Consider the following 22,035-nt stretch of genomic DNA (forward strand, 5'->3'; position numbering starts at 1 on the left):
AAGGAAGAACTGCGCGTCCTTGTCTGAGGGCGACAGCGCTCATCACGACTCCTCCATCAGCGGAATCCGCATATTCGCGCGCAGCACCTCGCGCGGGAGGAAGGGCGACAAATCCTCCAGCGCGGGCGAGGTGATGCGACCGTCCGGGTGCGCCTTGGCGCCGAGCTTGGGCGCGAACGACACATGCTCGTCGATGATCAGCTCGCACAGCACCGGGCCATCGGCGGCCAGCGCCGAAGCGATCGCGCTGGGCAGATCGTTGTGCGATTCCGCGCGGAAATAGTTGAAGCCGAAGGTGGTGGCGACCTTGCCGAAATCGGGGAAGGTGACGTTGCTCTTGGGCCCGCCGCCGACCTCGACTCCGTTGAAGAAATTGCGGTGCGTCTGGAAGATCGAGACGTAACCGCTGTTGTTCACGAGGAAAATCTTCACCGGCATGTCGTAGCCGGCGATGGTCTGCAGCTCCTGGATGTTCATCATGATGCTGCCGTCGCCGGCGATGGCGATGATGCGTTTCTCGCCGTTCGTCGCCGCCCAGACGCCGATCGCGGCGGGGAGATCATAGCCCATCGTCGCGCAACCCGAATTGGTCCAGAGGCGCTGGCCCTGCTTCAAGTCCGCGGTCTGGAAGCTGACCACGCAGGCGCTGCCGTTGCCGGTGACGACGACATCGTCCTCGGCGAGCTGCGCGAAAAGCTCGTCCATCGCCACATAGGGATGGATGCTGGGGCCATGGCGGCGATATTCCGGCAGCACCGTGGGGAAATTGAAAACCCGCTCGCGCGACCAGTCGAGCCATTCGGTGTGGGCTTCGGTCGGGCCGGCATAGGGCCGCGCGCGCAACGCCGGGATGAGGTCGGCGAGATCGGCGACCACGGGCATGTCGGGGGTGACGGTGGGCTTGGCGAGCTCGACCGGGTCGATATCGACCCAGATCTTGTAGGCTTCGCGCGCGAAGCTCTTCCAGTTGTAGCTCACCTGACGGATGTTGAGGCGGCTGCCGAGGATGAGGAGCAGATCGGCGCTTTGCGTGACCATGTTGCCGCCGCGGTCGCCGACCGTGCCGGGGCGGCCGCAATAGAGCGGATGATCGTTCCACAGCACGTCGTGCGCGTTCCACCCGGTGACGACGGGGACGCCGAGCTTCTCGATCAGCGCAAGGAATTCGGCATGCGCGCCGGAGAGGCGCACGCCGCCGCCCGCCAGCACGACCGGGCGCTCGGCCGCAGCAAGCTTGGCGAGGATCGCGTCGGCGGTGTTGTCGAGGTCGGTCGCCTGCCACGGCTGGTCCAGCTCGGCGGGATCGAAGCCGGGGAGCAGGTCGTCCGGGTCGATCTTGGCCGCCTGCACGTCGAGCGGGATGTCGAGCCACACCGGGCCCGGGCGGCCGGTGGTGGCGAGGTGGATCGCCTTTTCGAGATGATAGCAGATCGAGCGCGGGTCGAGCACCATCGTGGCGTATTTGGTGACCGGGCGGACCAGTTCCTCGATATCGAGTTCCTGGTCGCCGAACTGGCGGAGCGGCAGGCCGGTGGCGCGGACAGTGGTCTCGGTCTTCACCTGGCCCGAGATGACCAGCATGCCGATCGAGTCGACATACGCGCCATAGACGCCGGTGATCGCGTTGGTGCCGCCGGGGCCTGAGGTGACGTTGACCACCGCGAGCCGGTTGGTGAGGCGATAATAGGCCTCGGCGGCCATCGCCAGCGCCTGCTCGTGATGGGTGAAGGTGGTCTTGAGCGCGGGATGCGTGCCGAGCGAGTGGTTGAGGTGCATCGCCCCTCCCCCGGTCAGCATGAAGACGTCGCGGATGCCGCGCTGTGCGAGCGTTTCGGCGACCCAGTCGGAAAGCTTGACGAGACTCATGGATTCCATCCGTTGTGAAGCGCGGTGCGGCGGATCGCCTCGTCGAGATCGACGGTGGACGCGACGCCGAGATCGCGGCGGACCTTCGCGGTCGAGGGGACGTAGCGGCCGGGATTCCAGCCGGGATCGGGGCGGCCGAGGATCTCGACCCCGGGGCCACCGAGGATCGCGGCGGTGCGGCGCGCGAGATCGGCGATCGAGACGGCTTCCTCCGAGCCGAGATTGTAGGTTTCGCCGGGGCGGCCTTTGAGCAGCAAGGTCCACAGCCACACGGTGAGGTCGGCGGCGTAGAGATAGGAGCGGACGGCCTGCCCCGAGCCCTCGACGCGAATGCGCGCGCCGGCCATCGCGTCGCGGATGAAGTTGCCGGCGGCGAAGTGGATGTCGAGCGAGAGCAGCGGGCCGAGCAGCGCGAAGATGCGCGCGCTGACGAGTTCGAGGCCGAACTGACGGACGTAGATCGCGCAGAGCATCTCGGCGGCGCGCTTGCCCTCGCCATAGGCGGAGCGCGGGTCGCGCGGGTCGGGGCCGCCGTGCCAGTCCTCCGCGACATGGATGATTTCGGGCGGCTGGGCACCATAGACCGCGCCGGAGCTCAAGTAGAGGAAGCGCGTCGCGCCACTGGTGCGGGCGAAATCGAGCGTGCGGCGGGTGCCGGTGACGATCGTGTCGACCATGCGCAGCGGATCGCGCGCGTTGAGCGCGGCGCTGGCGTCGGTCGCGGCGTGAACGATGTGGGTGAAGCGGCCCTTGGGCGGGTCGAACGCCAGGACATCGCCGGGGAGCAAGGTGGTGCGGGCGGCGAGATGGGGGGCCTTTTCGGCGAAGGCGTCGGGGTCGCGGGTGAGCACGACGATCTCGGTGTCGAGATCGGTACGGGCGAGCGCTTCGAGCATCCAGCGGCCGATGAAGCCGGTGCCGCCGGTCATGAAGATGCGCGCGCCGGCAAGGCGCGGCCAGAGCGGGGCGAGCGCGGCGTTCACCGCGTCGAGGTCGCGGTCGAGGATCATACCGCGGCGAGCCCCAACACCGGGCGGTGGCCGCGATGCGCGCGGACACTTTGGGCAATGGTGTCGAGCGCGAGCGCCCAGACGAGCAGCGCGATCACCCCGGGGCGGACGAAATGGCCGATGGTGAGGCCGAAGGCGGGCTCGACCGGGCGGCCGCTGAGCCAGCTGGTTGTCGAGAGCTCGAGGATGGTCGAGAGCGGCATGTCGCCGACGAGGCACAGGAGATAGGCGCAGACGATCGCGGCGATCGGGCCCGGGCGGCGCCACGGCTGGAGGAATACGAGGAAGATCAGGAAGACCTGCGTGTAGCCGCCGGGCGACTGGGTGACGAGATAGGCGCCGAGGAGGAGCGCGGCGATGCGCTCGCGCGACACCGCGCCGGGCTGCAGCCAGGCGGCGAGCAGGGCGGCGAGCGCGATGCCCTGCGTGGCGCGGATCACGCTCGAGGCGGCGAGAATGATCGTGTCGACGGTCTGCGAGGAGACGAACTGGAGCAGCGGGATCGGTGCCTTCTGCACCAGCATCAGCGGGGCGTAGCTGGTCGAATAGTTGATCTCGCCCCACACCTGCCCGCTCTGGAACACGACCCAGTTGGCGGTGTTCGAGACGATCTCGCCCGGAGTGCCGGCGCCGACCATGGCGAGCGTGACGAGGTAGAGCAGGATGGTGGCGATGCCGGCGATCTCGAGCGGGCGCCACTCGCGCTTCACGGCGTGGGCGAGCACGGGGAGCAGGAGATAGGGCTTGAAGTTGATCGTCGCGGCGGCGGCGAGCGCCCTGCCCCAGCCCTGACGCAGCAGCGGGCCGTGCGCGAGGATGAAGCAGGCGAACCCGGCGAGGATCAGGTTGCCGCGCTCGAGGGTGAAGAGCAGCGGGAGGCCGAGGGCGAGCGCGACGGTGCGCATCGGGGCGGTGGCGCGGTCGAGGCGGCGCAGGCTCAGCCAGATCAGGGCGACGTCGATCAGGTAGAAGGCGTAGATCGTGGCGCGGCCGAGCCAGTCGCAGTCGCGCGCGTGGAAGGGCGATTGAAGGTAGCAGCCGGGCAGGCTGAACGTGTCGAGGAACACGAACGACAGCGGCGGGTAGATCGTCCGCCACACATCGTAGGCGCCCGGGTTGTTCGCCCAATAGGCGGTGTTGAACCAGTCCATGAAGGTGTCGTTGGTGTCGAACACGAAGGGCTGAGGCAGATAGCCGGTGCGCTGGAAGGCGATCACGGTCGCGGCGAAGCTCGCCACCACCGCGGCGGCGAGGAGGAGTTCGGGGAGCAGGCGCAGGCGGCGGGTCACGGCGCCGGACGGTCGGCGGGGAAGTTGATCCGCTCCGCCTCGATCACCAGCGGCACGTTGCGCGTGCGCTCGGAGATCAGACGCACCTGCTCGCCGATCAGGCCGAGGAACAGGAGCAAGACGGCGAACATGCCGGTGACGATGGCGAGACCGAGCAGGAAGAGGCCGGGTCCGCCGAAGAGCGCTGCGATGATTGCCGCGAGGAAGAGCGCGAGCGCGGCGGCAGCTGCCCAGAAGGAGAGCAGGATGGGGAGACGCAGCAGCGACTTGGCCGATCCCGCCAGGCCCGAGAGGGCGAAGGCGAAGAGCGCGGCGAAGTCGTTCTTGCTCTCTCCCGCCGCGCGCTCGGGGCGGTCGAAGGGGACCACGGCGAGGCGGAAGCCGCTCTCGACCAGCATCGCGCGGAAGAACGGCTCGGGCTCGTTCCAGCGGGCGAGCGTGTCGACCACCTGCCGGTCGAACAGGCCGAAGCCGGTGGCGCCGGGGACCACGGGGTGGTCGCCGAAGCGGGCGAGGAAGCGGTAGCCGTGCTTGCGGGTCTGGCCGAGCAGCCAGGAGGTGCGCTCCGAACGGCGCTGGGCGAGGACGATCTGCGCGCCGGCTCGCCATTGCTGGACGAAGGTGCCGATCATCGCGGGCGGGTCCTGGAAGTCGGCGCCCATGCCGATCACCGCGGCGCCCGCGGCCTGGTAGATGGCGTAGGTCGGCGAGCGCATCTGGCCATAGTTGCGGTTGTTGAGGATCGCGCGGACGCGAGGGTCGGCGGCGCAGATCTCGCGCATCAGGTCGCGGGTGCCGTCGGTGGAGTCGTTGTCGATCAAGATGATCTCATGGCTCGCCACGTGGCGCTGGGCCTCGGCGGTGACGGCGGCGACGATGCCCAGCACATTCTCCGCCTCGTTGAAGCAGGGAATGACGATCGACAGTTCCGGAACGTCGCTCACGGCTCGGCCCGTTTCCACAGGCGGATGCCGGTCGCGGGGGCGTAGATCTCGGTGAACAGCGCCAGCGCGATGACCAGCGCGAGCAGCGCGACGGCGGAGATGTTGAACTTGCGGTCGTCGTCGAGGCGCGGGGCCTCGATGACCTGGACGTCGGTGGCGGTCTCGGCGGCGAGGGTCTCGACCGCGACCTCTTCCGAGGCGCGGGCGTAGACCTCATAGAGCGCCTGGGCGAAGCGGTAGTCGCGGTAGAGGTTGAGATACTCGCCGGAGACTTCGGAGAGGCCTGCGACATTGGGTCCAGCGGGGCCGGTGTCGGGGCGGGCGCTCTGGGCGATCTGAGCGCGCAGCTGCGAGACTTCGGAGCGGACCGCCATCAGCTGCGGGTTCTCGGGCCCCTGGAACTGCTCGAGGGTGCTGAGCTCCACCAGCTTGGCCTGGAGCTGGGCTTCGAGACCTGCGCGCAGCGACAGGGCGGAGCCGAGCTGCGCTTCAGGCGCGGCCAGGTTGTTGCGGCGACGGAACTCGCCGAGCGAGCCCTCGGCTGTGACCACGCGGCCGGCGGCTTCCTTGAAGCGGCGCTGGACCACCGCCTGCTTGCGCTTGACCCGGTCCTCGCCAAGCGCGGTGAGCCGGTCGCTGATCGCGCGGACATAGGTTTCGGTGAGGCGCTGGGCGAAGGCGGGGTCGTGGGTGCGGACCTCGACCTCGACGATCCCGCCGGTGAGCGAATGGACGTCCACGCGCTTCATCAGCGCAAGGCGCGCCTTCTCGACGCTGGGATAACCTCCCTCGCCCACCAGCTTCATGCGCGCGATGACACTGTCGGTTACCTCGGTCCCGCGCCCGATGGCGAGGTAAAGATCGACCGGGGTCTTCGCCCCGCCGAGCAACGCGGCAAAGCCCTGCATCTGTCCGCCGACGGCACTGGTCATCGAGCCGAGTCCGATGCTGCTGCTGTCCTGCGGCACCACTTTCGCACGGGCCACATAGGGACGCGGGACGACGCACAGCACCGCCAGCACCAGCGCCAGCAGCACATAGGCGATGCGGCGGCGGCGCGGATCGCCGATCCACGCGCCCATTTTTTGAATCACACTCATCTGACGATCGACGCGATCGACGCCGCGCCGACCAATCCGCCGAACAGCGTGCCGGTAATGTCGCGCAGCCGCGCCCAGAACTCGCCGCGATTGGCCTCGATCGGCACGTAGATGAGGTCGCCGGGCAAGGCGCGCGCGCGCAGCACGCGCTTGCCGTCGGACAGCACCGTTCCGTTGGCACGGACGACGAAGATCTCCTTCTTGTCGCCGAGCTTCTGCACCCCGCCCGCGGATTCGATATAGTGGCCGATCGTCCCGCCCGCGCGATAGGCGAAGGACGCCGGGCTCGGCACCGCGCCGAACACGCCGACCGTCACCGGGCGCGGCGGCACATGGATCGTGTCGTTGTTCTCAAGGATCAGGTCGCCGGGCAGCGCAGCGGCGTCGACCGGCAGGTCGAACACCAGCCGCCCGGTCGGCTCGCGCTTGCGCAGCTGGTCGACGACCGAATCCACCAGGGCGAGGTTCGACGGCTGGATCAGCTGCGCACGGTTGACCGAGGTCACCGGCTGCGCGGTGAGCTGCAGCTCGACATCGTCGATCGCACGATCGAAGCTCTCGCGCTGCTGCCGCTTGACACTCTCGCGCGTGATGACGCTGGCATAGGGGAAGGCCTCGGCGGTCAGCCCGCCCGCGGCGGACACCACGTCGGCGAGACGCGTGCCGGGCTTGAAATAATAGCGGCCGGGCTTGGCGACCTCGCCGCTGATCGTCACCAGTACGGATTGCTGGCCCATCGGCCGCGCGAGATCGATGTTGGAGAGCACGCGCACGACATCGCCGCGTTGCGCCTTGCGGGCCCTCGCATCGGCGGCGCTGACCTCGGTCCAGCCGGTCGCCGAGCGGCCGAGCGAATCGAGCATCATCAGCCGCGTGCCGTCGGCGATCGTGCTGATCCCGCCGGCATAGAGCAGCACATCGGACAGAGTTTCGTCGGGTGCGATCTCGAAGATCGCTTCGCGGTTGACGCTGCCGATCACCGCGACCTGGTCGCCCGCCGGGGCGACATAGAGCACGTCGCCATTCTGCAGCACCGCGTCGCCGCTGCGGTCGCCGCGCAGCAACAGATCGTAGAGATCGAAGTCCGAGACGAGCTTGCCGTCGCGGCGCAGCTGAATCGAGCGGAAGCTACCGCCCTCCGACGGCCCGCCCGCGGCGAGCACCGCGTTGATCAGGGTCGAAAGGCTGCCGACATTGTAGGCGCCGGGCTTGGCCGCGAAGCCGGTGACGTAGACGGTGACGCCGCGCAGCCTGGCGACCGCAACCTCTAGCGCGAAGCCGCGATACTGGCGCGCGACCTGGCGCTCGATCACCGCATGGACATCGCCATAGCGCACACCGCCGACACGGATCGCGCCGACGCGGGGGATGAAGATGCGGCCCTCGGGATCGATCGTCAGCCGCAGGCCCGACGCCTGCACCGATCCGGTGAGCCCGAGCAGCAGCTCGTCGCCGGGGTTGAGGCGATAGTCGGGCGGCACCGCGGCGACCGGGGAGACGGCGAAGCCCTTCGCCTCGGGCAGCAGCAGCTCGGTGCCGAAACGGCGCAGCGGCTTGCCCGCGACGGTCGAGACGAACGCCTCATATTCGTTGGCGGCGCGCGGCGCGGGCGGCTTGCTCCTGGCCTCGGGGTCGGGCGCGGCGGGCTCGGTCGGTGGTGTCTCGATCGTCTGCGGACGGAAAGGCGCGATTTCGGCCGGGGGGACGGCGACCTGCGCGCCGCCCGTCACCGGGGTGTCAGCGCCCTGCCCTCCGGCCGCGACGGGCGAGGCGAGCTGGGCAAACGCGGAAACGGGAAGAAGCATCGCCACCGCCGAGGCAGTGACGAGCCGGGTCGAACAAAACTTCATGCCGCACGGGTTTCCATGTCGATGAGCGCGCCGCCGGGGACCAGCAGCAGCTCGGCCGCCACCTCCCAGTGCCGCGCATCCGCCGCGACGAGCAGGCCGGCGCCCTCGCCGCCGACGCGATAGGGCGCGCGGTTCCAGTGCGTCGCATGGCCGCCGGCTTCGGTCAGGAACAGCACGCCCGGAGCGTGATCCCAGGGCAGGATACGCTGGAACAGCGCGACGTCGTTGCTGCCGAAAACCAGGCGCGGATAGCTTTCCGCCGCGCAGCGCGGGATCGGCACCTGCGCGAAACGGCGGCGGGCGGACGCATGGACTCGCTCGCGCCACGCCGTGCTCATGAATTGGGTCGCCAGCGCCGCGACCGGGCGGGCGCTGCCGCTGGTGCGGGCGTTGACCCGCGCGCCGTCACACCAGGCCCCTTTGCCGCGCTCGGCATGGCACAGGCGACCGCTCTGCGGATCGAGCATCCAGCCAGCGAGCGGCACGCCATCCTCGACCAGCGCGACCATCATCCCGAACGGGCCATGGCCCGCGGCGAAATTGGCGGTACCGTCGAGCGGGTCGACCAGCCACACCAGCCCCTCGCCGACGCGATCGAGCAGCGCCGGATCGCGCGAGGCGGCTTCCTCGCCGACGATGCGCGCGCCGAGGCCGAGCGCTTCGAGGCCTTCGCTCAGCCGCTGCTCGGATTCGCGATCGGCGGTGGTGACCACCTCGCCCGGGCTCTTCTCGGCGATCTCGTCCGTGGCGAGCGTGCGGAAGCGCGGCATCACCTCGTGCGCCGCGACGCGCCGCATCAGTGCGGCGACGTTTTCGGTAAGCGACATGACCGTCAGGCCGCCACGCTCGCCAGCTTGGCCGGCGCGGCGGCGCCAGCGCGCTCCTGCATCATGCGGATGCGCGCCGAATCCTCCTCGGCGGCGGCGCGGTAATAATCGCGCTTGTTCTCCAGCCAGGCGAGCTCGAAGGCGACGGCGTTGGCGATGCCGTCCTCGATGTCAGCCGCTTCCGCAGCGGCGCCGTCGAACACGATCTTGCGCGTCTCGAACCGGTCGAGCCGGATCTTGCGGAACTCGCGCAGAGCGTCGATCGCCTCGGGCGACACCGATCCGCCGACAACCAGCTCGAGGTCGTTGGCGCGGCACGCCTCGGCGACGATCAGCACCGCATCGCTGATCTCGCGCGTATTGACCGCCTTGCGCGGCAGGCCGCGCGACAGGGTGAAGTCGACGCGGCCGAACACGATGCCGTCGACGCCCTCCGCTGCGAGCGGCAGCATCGATTCGAGATTGCCGAGGGTCGATTCGGTCTCGAGGTTGAACAGGAACCTCGTCCCGCCCGCGTCCCCGCCATAGGTCTTGCCCTTGGCGTCGATGTATTTGGAGAGGGCGTAGCGCGTCTCGACCATCGGCGCGATGACGTGGTCGACGCCGTAGAGCTTCGAGGCGAGCAGGTCCGACACCGCCTCGCACCCGCCGATCTTGAGCGCGACCTTGAGGTCGGCGCGGCGGGTCAGTTCGAGCAGGCGGAGCAGTTCGTCGGGGCGCGTGCCCTCGGCTTCGAACTCCGCCTTGACGGCGACGACGCCATATTGGTCCCGGCCTTTCTTCAGCATGTCGAGCATGCGGCGTTCGGCGGAATTCATGGGCGAGTCTCCTCACAGGCAAGCAGTTACTGATGCTTGCCGAGACGGAGCGTGCCGCCGGTTCCCGCAACCGGGCCGCGACCACGAAAAAAATCGCGCGGTGGCATGCGGGTTGCCGCGCGCGGCTCCGTCTTGCGGGCGATGCCCGGCATTCTCACCCTCCCGATGCCATTGGCGCTGTCGCTGCTCGCGGCCGCCGATCGCACCGCGCCGGACATCGCCGAGCTGCCCCGCGGAAATGGCCCCGCCGTTCGCAACTGGGCAGCAGCGCAGCCCGGGTTCCAACCCGGGCCGGCCGCCGGCGCGCCCGCCCCCAATAAAGGCGCGCCGGCGGCATTGCCGCGCATCTCCTCGCGCTTCGGCGTGCGGTCGGACCCGTTCCACCGCGCCGCGCGGATGCATTACGGCATCGATATTCCAGGCCATGCCGGAACCCCCGTGCGTGCCGCAGAGACGGGATTCGTGCGCTTCGCGGGCCGCGCCGGGAGCTATGGCAATCTCGTCGAGATCGCGCATGGCGGCGGGATCGCGACGCGCTACGCACATCTCGCGCGCGTGCTGGTGCCCGCAGGCGCGCAGGTGACGCGCGGGGACGTGATCGCGCTGATGGGATCGACCGGACGATCGACCGGCAGCCACCTGCATTTCGAGCTGCGCGCCGACGGCCGCGCGGTGGACCCGCTGCCGCATCTGGGCGGCGCGGCGCTCCCGCGGGCGGCGGCGGTGATTGCACCCGCCGCGCCGCACCGCTCGGCCTTCGCCCGTGCGCGCGACGCCAGTTTGCCAGAGGACCGCGGACCTGAGCTTTGACGATAATCTCGCGTCCCTCGAAGACCCGACGCTCGGCCTGCAATCCGCCCCGCCCGACCGGGGCGGATTCGCATTCCGCGCGCAACATGGCTACCGGGCAGCCATGACTTCGGGCGAAGCGGTCAGCGGGCTCCAGCGCGTAATCCTGAACGAGCGCGCGCGGTTGCTGCGCTTCCTCGCCGCGCGCGGTGCGGGCGACGAGGCCGAGGACGTGCTCCATGACCTGTGGCAGCGAGTCGCCACCGCGCCGGCCGAGCCGATCGCGGACACGGTGTCCTATCTGTTCCGTGCCGCCGAGAATCTGATGCGCGACCGGCGGCGGTCGAGCGTCAGCCGCGCGCGGCGCCAGCAGGACTGGCACGAGGTGAGCGTGCCCGAGGTCGAGGCGCCCAAGGGCGAGCGTTCGCTGATCGCGCGCGAGCAGCTGCGCGCGGTGGAGGCGGCGCTGGCCGCGCTGGGACCGCGGCCGGGGCACGTCTTCCGCCGCTACCGGCTCGACGGCGTGGGCCAGGCGGTGATCGCGGGCGAATTGGGGATCAGCCTGAGCTCGGTAGAGAAGGATCTGCAGAAGGCGTACCGCGCGCTCGCGCAACTCAAGGCGACGTTCGATGCGGACTGAGCGGCGCGAGTCCGTCAAGGTGGCGATATGACGATGGAATCGAACGCCCTGCCGCCCACACCGGAGATCGAAGAGGCCGCTCGCGCCTGGGCGATCCGGGTCGATGACGCGGGTTTCGCCGACTGGGACGGCTTCACCGCGTGGCTCGAAGCTTCGCCCGCGCATCTCACTGCTTACGAGACGGCGCTGGCGCAGGTGGAGCATGCCGCTGCGCTGCTTGCGGCTGCGCCCAAGCCTGCCTGGCAGCCGGGTGACGGGAGCGAAGTGCGGGCGCCGCGCCGCCGCTGGTTCCCCGCGGCCGCCGCGATTGCCGCCGCCGTGGCCGCCGTTGCCAGCTGGGGGCTGATCGACCGCGGCAGCCCGGCCGAGCAGATCGCGACCGCACCGGGCGAGCGGCGCGCGATCGAGCTTGCCGACGGGTCGCGCATCATCCTCAACGGCGGCACGCGCGTGACGCTCGACCGCGACACGCCGCGCCATGTCGAGCTGGCGCAGGGCGAGGCGCTGTTCGAGGTCAAGCATGACGAACGCAATCCATTCGTCGTGGTGACCGGCGAGACGCGGCTGCTCGATGCCGGCACGGTGTTCAACGTCGTCGCCGATGGCGGCGCGCTCGATGTCGAGGTGGCGGAGGGCGCGGTGATCTACCAGCCGGGCGCGAACCAGGTGCGGCTCGACGCCGGCGACGCGCTCTCGCGCTCGCGCGCCGGGGCGGTGGTGCTGCGCAAGGCCAGCCCGCAGGACGTCGGCGGCTGGCAGCAGGGCGCGCTCCATTATGCCGGCGCCTCGCTCGACCGGATCGCGCGGGATCTCGCGCGCAATCTCGGCCGCCCGGTGCGCGTGGCCGAGGGCACCGCATCGCTGCAGCCGTTCAACGGCACGCTGGTGCTCAAGGGCGAGCCCGGCGAGGTTCTGAAGCGGGCCGGACCGCTGCTGGGCGTCCGGTTCACCGCGGACGGGGAAGGATGGGTGATGTCGCCTGCCAATGGTCCACCGCGCTAGCCCCCTTGCCCTGATCCCATTCATCCTCGCGTCTCCCGTGATCGCGCGGGAGCGAGCGGCCGATATTCGCCTGGCCGAAACGCGGCTCGACGCAGCGATCCGCATCCTCAGCAGCCAGTCGGGCGCGAGCATTGGCTTCCGCGATCCGGCGCTGGCCGGGATCCGGATCCGTCCGGTGCGCGGCCAGATGACCGCGGGCGAAGCGCTCGACCGGGCATTGCGCGGCACCGGGGCGCGGGCGCGGCGTGTCGCCGCTGCCACCTACCTCGTCGAGCGCGCCCCTGCCCTCGCGCGCCCTGCCCCGCGCCGGGCGCCGCCACCGCCCGCCATCGCCGGGCCATCCGAGCCGGAGGCGCCGATCGAGGTCGTAGTCACCGCGACCAAGCGCGACATCCCGCTCGGCGCCTATCCCGGCGGCGTGCAGATCGTCGCCGGGGACAGCCTCTCGGCGGCCGATGCGATGCAGGGCACCGGCGCGATCGAGGCGCGCATCGCCAGCGTGGTCTCGACCCATCTCGGCCCGGGGCGCAACAAGCTGTTCGTGCGCGGCATCGCCGATTCGAGCTTCGTCGGGCCGACCCAGGCCACGGTCGGCCAATATTGGGGCAACAGCCGCATCACCTATAGCGCGCCCGACCCCAATCTGCGGCTCTACGACGTGCAGAGCATCGAGGTGCTCGAAGGGCCGCAGGGGACGCTCTACGGCGCCGGATCGCTCGGCGGCGTGGTGCGTGTGGTGCCGCGCGCGCCGGACCTCATCAACTTTGGCGGCGCGGCGTGGGGTGGCATCACCGGGGTGCAGCACGGCCAGCCGACCGTCGATGGCGGCACGATCGTCAACGTGCCGCTGATCGAGGACAAGCTGGCGTTCCGTGGCCTTGCCTTCGGATCGATCGAGGGCGGCTATATCGACGATCTCGGCCGCGGGCTGCGCGATGTGAACCGCGTGCGCACGGTCGGCGGGCGCGGCGCGCTGCGCTTCGACCCGGGCGATGGCTGGATGGTCGACCTGAGCGGCGTCGGCCAGAAGATCCGCGGCGACGACAGCCAATATGCCGAGCGCGGCGCGGGCGACCTGGCCCGGGTGAGCAGCATCGCCCAGCCTTTCCGCAGCGATTACTGGCTCGCCGACCTCGTCGTGCGCAAGCGCTGGGACGATCTCGAGCTCACTTCCTCGCTCGGCTACGCCCGCCAGTATGTGTTCGAGATGTTCGAGGGGCAGGCGCTGGCCGATCCCGCGGCGCCCGAGGTCAAGCCGGTGTTCGACGCGCCGGGCACCGGCTATTCGCAGACCAACCGCATCTCGATGCTGACCTTCGAGACGCGGCTGGCGCAGCGCGGGCCGAACGGCACCGGCTGGCTGCTCGCGGCGAGCCTGCTGCGCAACGAGGCGCGCGTGCAGCGGCGCATGGACATCGCGCCGACATTGGCCGTGTCCGCGGGCGGCGTGACAAATGGCACCGTGGTTCCGAGCCGCGCCTATAGCTGGTCCGCCGCGATCTTCGAGCCGATGACCGGCGTCACCAACCGCGTCGAGGAAGCGACGCTCTATGGCGAAGTGACGGTCGAGCCGGCGCCGCGGGTGACGCTGACGCTCGGCAGCCGGCTCACCCATGCGAGCCTGGCCGGCTATTCGGAGGATGTGCCGGTGGCGCTGGCGTTCCGCGTCGACCCGAGCGCGCGCGGGACCCGCAGCGAGACGCGGCTGCTCCCCTCCGCCGCGCTGGCCTGGCGCCCGACTGACGAACTCACCCTGTTCGCGCGGCTCCAGCAGGGCTTCCGGCCTGGCGGGATTGCCGTCCGCCAGAACTTCATCCAGCGCTTCCAGGGCGACCGCGTCACCACGATCGAGAGCGGCGGGCGCTATATCGGCCATAATTTCGACCTCGCGCTCAGCGGATCATGGACCAACTGGAAGCATATCCAGGCCGACGTGATCGACGGCTTCGGCTTTCCCACCACCGCCAATATCGGCGACGGCGAGGTGTTCTCGCTGGGCCTCGCCGGGCGCTGGCGGCCGGTGCCGGGGCTGGAGCTCGACGCCTCGGTCTATCTCAACGACAGCAGCGTCACGCGCCGCGACGTGATCCTCCTGCCGATCGACGCCCCCGCGATCCCCGCCGACCGGCTCCCCAACGTCGCCGATGCGACCGCGCGGCTGGGCTTCGCCTACACCGCGGACCTGTCGAGCGACGCCGCGCTCTCGCTCACCGGTCATGCGCGCTATGTCGGCCAGTCGACCCTGGGCATCGGGCCGATCCTCGAGCGGCTTCAGGGCGACTATCTCGACACGATGCTCGAAGCGCGCATCGGCAATGACCGCCGCAGCCTCAGCCTCGCGCTCACCAACCTGGCCGATTCGCGCGGCAACCGCTTCGCGCTCGGCTCGCCCTTCCTGATCCGCGACCGCGACCAGATCACCCCGCTGCGCCCGCGCGCCATCCGGATCGGCTTCGACCTCGCGTTCTGAGTTGGCAACAAGCGGGATTGCGCGTAGGGCGCGCCTCGCAACCGGGAGAAATCCGGTTGTCCAATGATCGCGCCGGTGCCCCAACGGGGCTTAATCGGGAATGCGGTGCGGGTGGGCGACCATCCAAAACCGCGGCTGTCCCTGCAACTGTGAGCGGCGAGCGAGGCGCACTGGCTTCCCCTTGAGGAAGCAGCCACTGGATCATCGATCCGGGAAGGCCGTGCGCCAAGCGACGACCCGCGAGCCAGGAGACCTGCCAGCGCGAGTCGCTCTTGCCTGGGTCCAGGGATAGGCCAAGGCACGGTTTCTCTCCGTCTGAGCGACGAACCATGCGGCCGGGGCCGCACGGTTGCGCTTGCGCGGGTGCCTCCAGCGTCCGCCCGCGAGAGCGCGACGGCCGTTCGCGCGCGGATGGCACGCCCCAGCACATCCGTTGCTCCGACGCCGGGGGGATTACGCCGTGAACTACCGTTTCCTGACCCTATTGCTCGCCACCGCCGCCACGCCGGCCTTCGCGCAGGACACCAGCCCGCCCCAGGGCACCGACGACGAGGTCATCGTCACCGCCAGCCGCGTGCCGCTGACCGCGCGCGAAATCGGCAGCGCGGTGAGCATCGTCACCGCCGAGGACCTCGAGCGCGAGCAGATCATTTTCGCCAAGGACGTGCTGCAGGACCTGGCCGGCATCCAGATCAGCTCCGACCGGCCGGGCGACGCCACCAGCGTCAGCATCCGCGGATCGGACAATGACCAGGTGCTCTACCTGATCGACGGCATCGAGCTCGGCGACCCCAGCAACATCAGCACGCAATACCAGACCGACGACCTCACCACCCGCGACATCGCGCGGATCGAGGTGCTGCGCGGCAACCAGAGCTCGCTCTATGGCTCGGACGCGATCGGCGGGGTGGTGAACATCATCACCCAGCGCGCGACCGCGGATGGCATCACTGTGAACGCCGAGGGCGAAGCGGGATCGCACGACACGCTGAACGGCGGCGCCTCGCTGCTCGGCCGCACCGGCGCGCTCGACTTCCGCCTGACCGCGAGCGGCTATCGCCACAAGGGCCCGTCGCTGGCCGATACGCCGGCAGGTGACGCGGCGGAAGACGACGAATATTGGCGCTATGGCTTCAGCGGCCGGCTCGGGCTGGCGGCGAGCGCCAATGTCGACCTGCAGCTGATCGGCTTCTGGCAGGATTCGCACAGCGACCTTGACGACACGACCGCCGACAGCCTCGACACGGCGCGCGTCAAGGAATGGGCGCTGGCCGGTCAGGGCAGCTTCCGCAGCGACGACGGTGCGCTGCGCGCCACCGCGACGGCGAGCCGCTACAAGGCGCAGCGCCGTTATTTCGGGATGTGGAACCTGCCCGAAGGCGACTTGTTCGAGGGCACCAAGGACTCGCTCTCGCTCAACGCCAGCTATGACAAGAGCGGCGTGTTCGGTGTCGCAGCCGGGGCCAATTACGAGGAGGAATATACCGACCAGGTCACCAGCTTCTCGGGCGTGTTCGATGCCAAGATCACGACCAAGTCGGCCTATGCCGAAGCCGCGCTGCGGCCGGTCGCGGGCCTGACCATCACCGGCGCCGCGCGCATCGACGACAATAGTCGCTTCGGCAGCTTCGACACCTATCGCGTGACCGGCGCTTATGTCGTGCAGGACGCGATCGGCGGCGGCGACGTCAAGCTGCGCGCGAGCTATGGATCAGGCGCCAAGGCGCCCGGCCTCTACCAGCTGTTCGATCCGAGCTTCGGCAATCCGGAGCTGAAGGTCGAGACCAGCGAGGGCGGCGATGTCGGCATCGATCTCGGCTTCGGCGAGCGCTTTACCGCGCAATTCTCGTACTTCTTCACGCGCACGCGCAACGAGATCGTGTTCGACTGCACCCTCGCCGCGCAGGGCTGCTACACCCAGTTCGGCAAGACCCGGAAATCGGGCGTCGAGATCGCGCTGGACGTGCGCCCGACCGACTGGCTGTCGATCCGCCAGAGCTACACCTATCTCGAGGCCGAGAACGACCCGGCAGAGAACGACGTCTGGTTCGATCTCGGCCGGCCCAAGCATTCGGGCAGCACGTCGGTGACGATCACCCCGATCGAGCGCCTCTCGCTCACCGCGCGGGCGCGCTATCGCGATCGCAACGCGGCGAGCTTCGGCGGGATCACCGAGGGTTATGAGGTGGTCGACCTGCTCGGCTCCTACGGGATTACCGGGAATATCGAGGTCTATGGCCGCGTCGTGAACCTGTTCGACAAGGATTATCAGATGAGCTTCGGCAAGAACGCGCTCGGCCAGAGCTTCTATGGCGGCGTGCGGCTGAGCTTCTGAGGGTTGTGCGGGAGGCGCCTAGCGATGCCTCCCTTTTTTTCACGAGGCTCGCAGTGACCCACTCGTTCGATGAGCAGAGCGATCCGGCCACCGGGAATCGGGGTCTAGGCCGTATTGGCATTCAATCATTCCTCCCCCTCCGGGGGAGGAATGGAAACCGTCCTGATGCTGAATATCGACTGGGCCTAACGGTTACGCGCAGCCTGTTCGGCGATGCTGCGTGCGGCCAGCACGTAAGCCGGTCCGCCGCACACCGTCCATGCCTGCGGGATCGCGATGCGCGGGATGCGGCGCAGCGCCGGGTGGTGCAGCATCTCGGTGCCCTGGTCGACGACGCGGGCGGTGGCGCTCTCGACGATCAGGAAATCGGGCTGGGCGGCGACCATTTCCTCGAGGCTGACCTGCGACAGCGGCGGCTTGCCGAGCTTCGCGGCGAGATTGATGAGGCCGGTACGCGTCATCAGGTCATCGATCAGCGTGCCAGTGCCGGTCAAATAGCCGCGGCGCTGGTAATAAGCGGCGACCTTGCCGCGGCCGGCCGCAGGTATCCTGGCGAGTTCGGTCTCCATCCGGCGGATCAATGCTTCGCCCCGCGCGGGGTGGCCGATCGCGGCAGCGACAGTGCGGATCTGGCCGACGATCGCCGCATAGCTTTCCGCATATTCGAGATCGATCGTGCGATATGCGTTCGGATTGAGCGGCTGCAGCATCGGGTGGCTGCTCGCGGGCATGCCGAGAATCAGATCGGGCTTGGCCGCGAACAATTGCTCGGACGAGGCCTTGAGGATCGGCAGGCCCTGCGCCTTGGTGGCCGCGGCCGACATCCCGGCATCGCGGGCATGGCTGGTCAGCCCGGCGATCTGGTCGCGATCGGCGAGCGCCATGAGCAGCTGATCGGTGCAGAGGTTGAGCGAAACGATCCGCTGTGGTCGAACTGGCGCGCCGGACGGTTGCGGCTGAGTCGAGCTGGCCGAGGTGCCGACCCCGAGCAGGGCGATGGCCGCAAGATGAAGGAGATGCCGCATCACGCCCCCGTTCCTAGCTCCGATCCCGTGCCGGGCAAGCGGATCATGAAACCGTGACGCGCAGTTCCACCGCCCTGTCCCTCACGCTGCTGGCGCTGACCGCGCTCGCGGCGCTGGCGTCGCTCGGCTTCGGCACGGTCTCGCTGGCGCCCGATCGCGTGATCGCGGCCCTGTTCGGCCGGGGGGACATGATCGCGAGAACGATCGTGCTCGACCTGCGCATGCCGCGGATGCTGCTCGGGTTGCTCGTCGGGGGGATGCTCGGGCTGGCGGGCGCGGCGCTGCAGGGTTTCCTGCGCAATCCGCTGGCCGAGCCGTCGGTGCTCGGCGCATCGAACGCGGCGGCGCTGGGCGCAGTAATCGCGCTCTATTTCGGCCTCGCCGAGCTGCACCCTGCCCTGCTCCCGCTGCTCGCCATCGCCACCGGCCTCGTCGCGCTCGCCGCGCTGTTCGGGCTCTCCGGCGAGTCCGAAAGCGCGCTGACGCTGATCCTCGCGGGCATCGCGATCGCCACGCTGGCCGGTGCGGGGATCAGCCTGGCGCTCAACCTGTCACCCAACCCGTTCGCGGCGATGGAGATCATGAACTGGCTGCTCGGAAGCCTGGAGAATCGCTCGTCGCAGCATGTGTGGATCGCGCTGCCCTGTATCCTCGCGGGCGGTGCGCTGCTGCTGTGGGACGGGCGCGCCTTGGATGCGCTGACACTGGGCGAGGACGGCGCGCGGGCGCTGGGCGTCAACTTGAACGCGGTGCGCTGGCGGCTGCTGATCGGGGTCGCGATCGGCGTCGGCGGCGCGGTGGCGGTCTCAGGATCGATCGGCTTTGTCGGGCTGATCGTGCCGCATCTGGTCCGCCCCTTCACCGACCGCTCGCCGTCGGCGCTGCTGCTGCCCTCGGCGATCGGCGGGGCGTTGCTGCTCACCTTGTCCGACCTCGGTGTACGGCTGATCCCCGCCACCAACGAGCTCAAGCTCGGCGTGGTGACCGCATTCCTCGGCATTCCCGTGTTCCTCGTCCACCTGATGCGGGAGCGGCGGCTATGGTGAGCATGACCGCTGCGGCGCTGACCGTTGCGCTCGGCCGGCGGACCGTCGTCGACGGGGTCGATCTTGCGCTCGAGCCTGGGCGGCTGATCGGCATCATCGGCCCCAACGGCGCGGGCAAGTCGACGTTGATCCGGGCGCTGCTCGGGCTGCTCCCCTATCAGGGCAGGGTCGAGCTCGACGGAGCGGAGATCGGCAGCCTTTCGCGGGCACAGGTCGCGCGGCAGCTCGCTTATCTGCCGCAGGGACAGGCGCTGCACTGGCCGCTGTCGGTGGAACGCTTGGTGGGGCTCGGGCGGCTGCCGCATCTCGCGCCGATGTCGCGCATTTCGGATGCGGATGCTGCGATCATCGAGCGGGCGATGGCGCGCGCCGACGTGCTGCACCTGCGCGGCCGCGTCGCCACCGAGCTGTCGGGCGGCGAGCGGGCGCGGGTGCTGCTGGCGCGCGCGCTGGCGGTGGAGGCGCGCGGGCTGATCGTCGACGAGCCGCTCGCCTCGCTCGACCCGGGGCATCAGATCGATGTGATGGAGCTGCTGCGGCAGGAGGCCGCGGCGGGCGCGCTGGTCGTCACCATCCTGCACGACCTGACCATGGCCGCGCGCTATTGCGACCGGCTGCTGCTGATGGACCGCGGCCGGCTTGCCGCCGACGGCGCGCCGCTCGAGGTGCTGAGCGAGGCCAATCTGCGCGCCGTCTATGGCATCCGGGCGTGGATCGACGGGGATGGCGCGCCGCTGGTGGTGCCGACCGGACGGGTGCTGCGCGGAGACGGTGAATGATTGAATTCGACACGATCGATGCGTTCTCGGCCGCGCTTCGTGACCTGCCGGAGGCGGATCCGGTTGCCATAGCGGCGGCGGCGGCGCGCCAGGCGGAACTCACCAAACCCGCCGGATCGCTGGGGCGGCTGGAGACGATCGCGCTGTTCCTGGCGGGCTGGCAGGGCACTCCGCGCCCGGTGCTGGACAAGGGCCGCGCGGTGATCTTCGCGGGCAATCATGGCGTCGTGCGGCATGGCGTCAGCGCCTTCCCCGCCGAGGTGACCGTCCAGATGGTCGCCAATTTCGAGAATGGCGGGGCGGCGATCAACCAGCTCGCGCGGTACGCCGGCCTCGAGCTGCGCATCGTCGCGCTCGACCTCGACCGGCCGACCGCGGATTTCACCCGCGAGCCGGCGATGACGGAGGCCGAGTGCCTCGATGCCCTGTCGCAGGGCGCGGCGGCGGTCGATGCGGAGCTGGACCTGCTCGTGGTCGGCGAGATGGGGATCGGTAACAGCACCGCCGCGGCGGCGTTGTGCGCACGCAGCTTCGGGGGCGATCCGCGCGACTGGGTAGGGCCTGGAACCGGGCTCGACGCGGAGGGACAGGCGCGCAAGGTGGCGGTGGTCGCGCAGGCGCTCGCCATGCATGCGACCGCACCGCACGACGCGTTCGAGACGCTGCGCCGGCTCGGCGGGCGGGAGATCGCGGCGATCGCGGGCGCGGTGCTTGCCGCACGGCAGCTGCGCCTGCCGGTGATGCTCGACGGGTACATCGCCTGCGCCGCGCTGGCGCCGCTGTTCGCGCAGCAGCCGGGGATCATCGATCATTGCCTGGCCGGGCATTGCTCGGCCGAACCCGGGCACCAGCGGCTGCTCGAGCGGTTCGGGCTCGATCCGCTGCTCCGCCTCGGCATGCGGCTGGGCGAAGGGAGCGGCGCGGCGGTGGCGGTGCCGATCGTCCGCGCGGCGCTGGCGGCGCATAACGGCATGGCGACCTTCGCCGAAGCAAGCGTCGCAGGGCGGCTGTGAGCAGGCGATGAAGCGGCTGATTCTCGCGCTTCAGTTCCTGACCCGGCTGCCGATGCCGCGCGTGGCGGGCAGCGCGGAGGATTTCGCGGCGAGCATGGCGTGGTTCCCGGTCGCGGGGCTCGCGGTCGGTGCGGTCGTCGCGGGATCCTTCTGGCTCGGCGCGCAGGCCGATCCGTGGGTCGCGGCCCTGGCCGCGCTGACGGCCTGGGTGGCGGTGACGGGCGCGTTGCACCTCGACGGGCTTGCCGACCTGGCCGATGCCAAGGGCGCCGCGCATGGCGACCGCGCGCGCTTGCTCGCGGTGATGGCCGACCCGCATATCGGCAGCTTCGGGGTGATCGCGATCACGCTTCAACTCGCCGCCAAGCTGGTGCTGCTCCACCTGTTGTCGCCTGCCCAATGGCTCGCGCTGCTCCTGATCCCCGCCGTCGCGCGAATCGGGCCGCTGGTATGGACGCGCTGGCTGCCGCCGCTGCACGAGGGGCTGGCGGCGCGGTTCGCACATGCCGTGCGGCCTGTGCATCTGATCCTCTGGGCACTGGCCTGGCTTGCCGCCTGCTATTTCGCACCGGCGCTGATCGGTGCGCCGCTGCTGATCGGCGGCTGGTGCCTGTGGCTTCGCCGGTCGCTGGGCGGCGTGTCGGGGGATTGCCATGGCGCGGGGATCGAACTGCTCGAAACCGGGCTGCTGCTCGCGCTGGTCGTGGCTGGAGACCTGGCCAGATGAGCGCGCTCCTGGTCCTTGGCGGGGCGCGATCGGGGAAGAGCCGATATGCCCAGGCGCGTGCCGAAGCAATTGACGGCGAGCCGGTGTTCGTCGCCACTGCGCAGCCGTTCGACGACGAGATGGCGGAGCGGATCGCGCGCCACCGCGCCGATCGCGGGGCGCGCTGGTCGACGGTCGAGGCGCCGCTCGATCTCGCCGCGGCGATCCGGAATGAAAGCCGCCCGGGGCGCGTGCTGCTGATCGACTGCCTGACGCTATGGGCGTCGAACCTGCTCCTCGCGGGGCATGATATCCCCGCAGCGACTGAGGAACTCGTCGAAGCGCTCACCGCCGCCGAGGGGCCGCTGGTCCTGGTCAGCAACGAAGTCGGCCTCGGCATCGTCCCCGACAATGCACTCGCCCGGCGCTTCCGGGACGAGGCGGGGCGAGTCAATCAGCGTATTGCCGCCTGTGTGGACGAGGTGATGTTCGTCGCCGCGGGCCTGCCGCTCAAGCTCAAATAGCC

Annotated in this window: 19 protein-coding genes and 1 riboswitch; of the genes, 10 read left to right on the forward strand and 9 right to left on the reverse strand. The window is 69.8% G+C overall.

Annotated features, from left to right (window positions below):
* Positions 1-42: 42 nt before the first annotated feature.
* Genes OK349_RS04880 through OK349_RS04915 form a run of 8 tightly spaced genes read right to left on the reverse strand, consistent with a single transcriptional unit; the run spans position 43 to position 9,704 of the window.
* Positions 43-1,866 carry a thiamine pyrophosphate-binding protein gene (locus OK349_RS04880; protein ID WP_265116700.1) on the reverse strand — a complete coding sequence of 608 codons (1,824 nt, stop codon included), beginning with the start codon at positions 1,864-1,866 and terminating at the stop codon, positions 43-45.
* Positions 1,863-2,876, reverse strand: a complete 1,014-nt coding sequence (locus OK349_RS04885; RefSeq protein ID WP_265116701.1) for an NAD-dependent epimerase/dehydratase family protein — start codon at positions 2,874-2,876, stop codon at positions 1,863-1,865. The genes OK349_RS04880 and OK349_RS04885 overlap by 4 nt, the downstream gene beginning before the upstream one ends.
* Positions 2,873-4,165, reverse strand: a complete 1,293-nt coding sequence (locus OK349_RS04890; protein ID WP_265116702.1) for a hypothetical protein — start codon at positions 4,163-4,165, stop codon at positions 2,873-2,875. The genes OK349_RS04885 and OK349_RS04890 overlap by 4 nt, the downstream gene beginning before the upstream one ends.
* Positions 4,162-5,109, reverse strand: a complete 948-nt coding sequence (locus OK349_RS04895) for a glycosyltransferase family 2 protein (RefSeq protein ID WP_265116703.1) — start codon at positions 5,107-5,109, stop codon at positions 4,162-4,164. The genes OK349_RS04890 and OK349_RS04895 overlap by 4 nt, the downstream gene beginning before the upstream one ends.
* Complete coding sequence (locus tag OK349_RS04900; protein WP_265116704.1) at positions 5,106-6,209, reverse strand: capsule biosynthesis protein; 1,104 nt, start codon at positions 6,207-6,209, stop codon at positions 5,106-5,108. Before OK349_RS04900 ends, OK349_RS04895 begins: the two co-directional genes overlap by 4 nt.
* Positions 6,206-8,059, reverse strand: a complete 1,854-nt coding sequence (locus OK349_RS04905) for a polysaccharide biosynthesis/export family protein (protein ID WP_265116705.1) — start codon at positions 8,057-8,059, stop codon at positions 6,206-6,208. Before OK349_RS04905 ends, OK349_RS04900 begins: the two co-directional genes overlap by 4 nt.
* On the reverse strand, positions 8,056-8,886 hold the full coding sequence (locus OK349_RS04910) for an inositol monophosphatase family protein (RefSeq protein WP_265116706.1): 831 nt from the start codon (positions 8,884-8,886) through the stop codon (positions 8,056-8,058). The genes OK349_RS04905 and OK349_RS04910 overlap by 4 nt, the downstream gene beginning before the upstream one ends.
* 5 nt (positions 8,887-8,891) lie before the next feature.
* The gene (locus tag OK349_RS04915) at positions 8,892-9,704 is read right to left on the reverse strand and encodes an HpcH/HpaI aldolase/citrate lyase family protein (protein WP_265116707.1); all 813 of its coding nucleotides are present in this window, start codon (positions 9,702-9,704) and stop codon (positions 8,892-8,894) included.
* A gap of 141 nt (positions 9,705-9,845) precedes the next feature.
* Between OK349_RS04915 and OK349_RS04920 the strand changes: the two genes are divergently transcribed.
* The 5 genes from OK349_RS04920 to OK349_RS04940 all read left to right on the forward strand — a co-directional run bounded on the left by OK349_RS04920 (position 9,846) and on the right by OK349_RS04940 (position 16,940).
* Positions 9,846-10,514, forward strand: a complete 669-nt coding sequence (locus tag OK349_RS04920) for a M23 family metallopeptidase (RefSeq protein WP_265116708.1) — start codon at positions 9,846-9,848, stop codon at positions 10,512-10,514.
* Between the two features lie 103 nt (positions 10,515-10,617).
* Positions 10,618-11,133: an RNA polymerase sigma factor gene (locus OK349_RS04925; protein WP_265116709.1), complete on the forward strand. Its 516-nt coding sequence runs from the start codon at positions 10,618-10,620 to the stop codon at positions 11,131-11,133.
* Positions 11,134-11,166: 33 nt separating this feature from the next.
* Entirely contained in the window at positions 11,167-12,135 is a 969-nt protein-coding gene (locus OK349_RS04930; protein ID WP_265116710.1) for a FecR family protein, read from the forward strand.
* A gap of 37 nt (positions 12,136-12,172) precedes the next feature.
* On the forward strand, positions 12,173-14,605 hold the full coding sequence (locus OK349_RS04935) for a TonB-dependent receptor (RefSeq protein ID WP_265116711.1): 2,433 nt from the start codon (positions 12,173-12,175) through the stop codon (positions 14,603-14,605).
* A gap of 56 nt (positions 14,606-14,661) precedes the next feature.
* Positions 14,662-14,881: riboswitch (cobalamin riboswitch) on the forward strand.
* Positions 14,882-15,065: 184 nt separating this feature from the next.
* Positions 15,066-16,940, forward strand: a complete 1,875-nt coding sequence (locus OK349_RS04940; protein ID WP_265116712.1) for a TonB-dependent receptor plug domain-containing protein — start codon at positions 15,066-15,068, stop codon at positions 16,938-16,940.
* 185 nt (positions 16,941-17,125) lie between these two features.
* On the opposite strand, the gene OK349_RS04945 is transcribed toward OK349_RS04940, so the two are convergent.
* Positions 17,126-17,965: an ABC transporter substrate-binding protein gene (locus OK349_RS04945; RefSeq protein ID WP_265116713.1), complete on the reverse strand. Its 840-nt coding sequence runs from the start codon at positions 17,963-17,965 to the stop codon at positions 17,126-17,128.
* A 53-nt stretch (positions 17,966-18,018) separates the two neighbouring features.
* Between OK349_RS04945 and OK349_RS04950 the strand changes: the two genes are divergently transcribed.
* From OK349_RS04950 to cobU, 5 genes are read left to right on the forward strand one after another with little or no spacing between them, the layout of a single operon-like run.
* Entirely contained in the window at positions 18,019-19,011 is a 993-nt protein-coding gene (locus tag OK349_RS04950) for a FecCD family ABC transporter permease (RefSeq protein ID WP_265116714.1), read from the forward strand.
* Complete coding sequence (locus OK349_RS04955; RefSeq protein ID WP_265116715.1) at positions 19,005-19,790, forward strand: ABC transporter ATP-binding protein; 786 nt, start codon at positions 19,005-19,007, stop codon at positions 19,788-19,790. The genes OK349_RS04950 and OK349_RS04955 overlap by 7 nt, the downstream gene beginning before the upstream one ends.
* A complete protein-coding gene (gene cobT, locus OK349_RS04960) occupies positions 19,787-20,803 on the forward strand; it encodes a nicotinate-nucleotide--dimethylbenzimidazole phosphoribosyltransferase (protein WP_265116716.1) in 1,017 nt (338 codons plus the stop codon). The genes OK349_RS04955 and cobT overlap by 4 nt, the downstream gene beginning before the upstream one ends.
* A gap of 7 nt (positions 20,804-20,810) precedes the next feature.
* Positions 20,811-21,530: an adenosylcobinamide-GDP ribazoletransferase gene (cobS, locus tag OK349_RS04965; protein WP_265116717.1), complete on the forward strand. Its 720-nt coding sequence runs from the start codon at positions 20,811-20,813 to the stop codon at positions 21,528-21,530.
* A complete protein-coding gene (gene cobU, locus OK349_RS04970; protein ID WP_265116718.1) occupies positions 21,527-22,033 on the forward strand; it encodes a bifunctional adenosylcobinamide kinase/adenosylcobinamide-phosphate guanylyltransferase in 507 nt (168 codons plus the stop codon). The genes cobS and cobU overlap by 4 nt, the downstream gene beginning before the upstream one ends.
* Positions 22,034-22,035: the final 2 nt, after the last annotated feature.

Source organism: Sphingomonas sp. BT-65 (assembly GCF_026107375.2).
GTDB lineage: Bacteria > Pseudomonadota > Alphaproteobacteria > Sphingomonadales > Sphingomonadaceae > Sphingomonas.

Excerpts from the sequence above, each read along its gene's own strand:
- OK349_RS04880 (WP_265116700.1), bottom strand. The coding sequence starts at position 1,866 with ATGAGTCTCGTCAAGCTTTCCGACTGGGTCGCCGAAACGCTCGCACAG.
- OK349_RS04885 (WP_265116701.1), bottom strand. The coding sequence starts at position 2,876 with ATGATCCTCGACCGCGACCTCGACGCGGTGAACGCCGCGCTCGCCCCG.
- OK349_RS04900 (WP_265116704.1), bottom strand. The coding sequence starts at position 6,209 with ATGAGTGTGATTCAAAAAATGGGCGCGTGGATCGGCGATCCGCGCCGC.
- OK349_RS04905 (WP_265116705.1), bottom strand. The coding sequence starts at position 8,059 with ATGAAGTTTTGTTCGACCCGGCTCGTCACTGCCTCGGCGGTGGCGATG.
- OK349_RS04910 (WP_265116706.1), bottom strand. The coding sequence starts at position 8,886 with ATGTCGCTTACCGAAAACGTCGCCGCACTGATGCGGCGCGTCGCGGCG.
- OK349_RS04915 (WP_265116707.1), bottom strand. The coding sequence starts at position 9,704 with ATGAATTCCGCCGAACGCCGCATGCTCGACATGCTGAAGAAAGGCCGG.
- OK349_RS04920 (WP_265116708.1), top strand. The coding sequence starts at position 9,846 with ATGCCCGGCATTCTCACCCTCCCGATGCCATTGGCGCTGTCGCTGCTC.
- OK349_RS04925 (WP_265116709.1), top strand. The coding sequence starts at position 10,618 with ATGACTTCGGGCGAAGCGGTCAGCGGGCTCCAGCGCGTAATCCTGAAC.
- OK349_RS04930 (WP_265116710.1), top strand. The coding sequence starts at position 11,167 with ATGGAATCGAACGCCCTGCCGCCCACACCGGAGATCGAAGAGGCCGCT.
- OK349_RS04945 (WP_265116713.1), bottom strand. The coding sequence starts at position 17,965 with ATGCGGCATCTCCTTCATCTTGCGGCCATCGCCCTGCTCGGGGTCGGC.
- OK349_RS04955 (WP_265116715.1), top strand. The coding sequence starts at position 19,005 with ATGGTGAGCATGACCGCTGCGGCGCTGACCGTTGCGCTCGGCCGGCGG.
- cobT (WP_265116716.1), top strand. The coding sequence starts at position 19,787 with ATGATTGAATTCGACACGATCGATGCGTTCTCGGCCGCGCTTCGTGAC.
- cobS (WP_265116717.1), top strand. The coding sequence starts at position 20,811 with ATGAAGCGGCTGATTCTCGCGCTTCAGTTCCTGACCCGGCTGCCGATG.
- cobU (WP_265116718.1), top strand. The coding sequence starts at position 21,527 with ATGAGCGCGCTCCTGGTCCTTGGCGGGGCGCGATCGGGGAAGAGCCGA.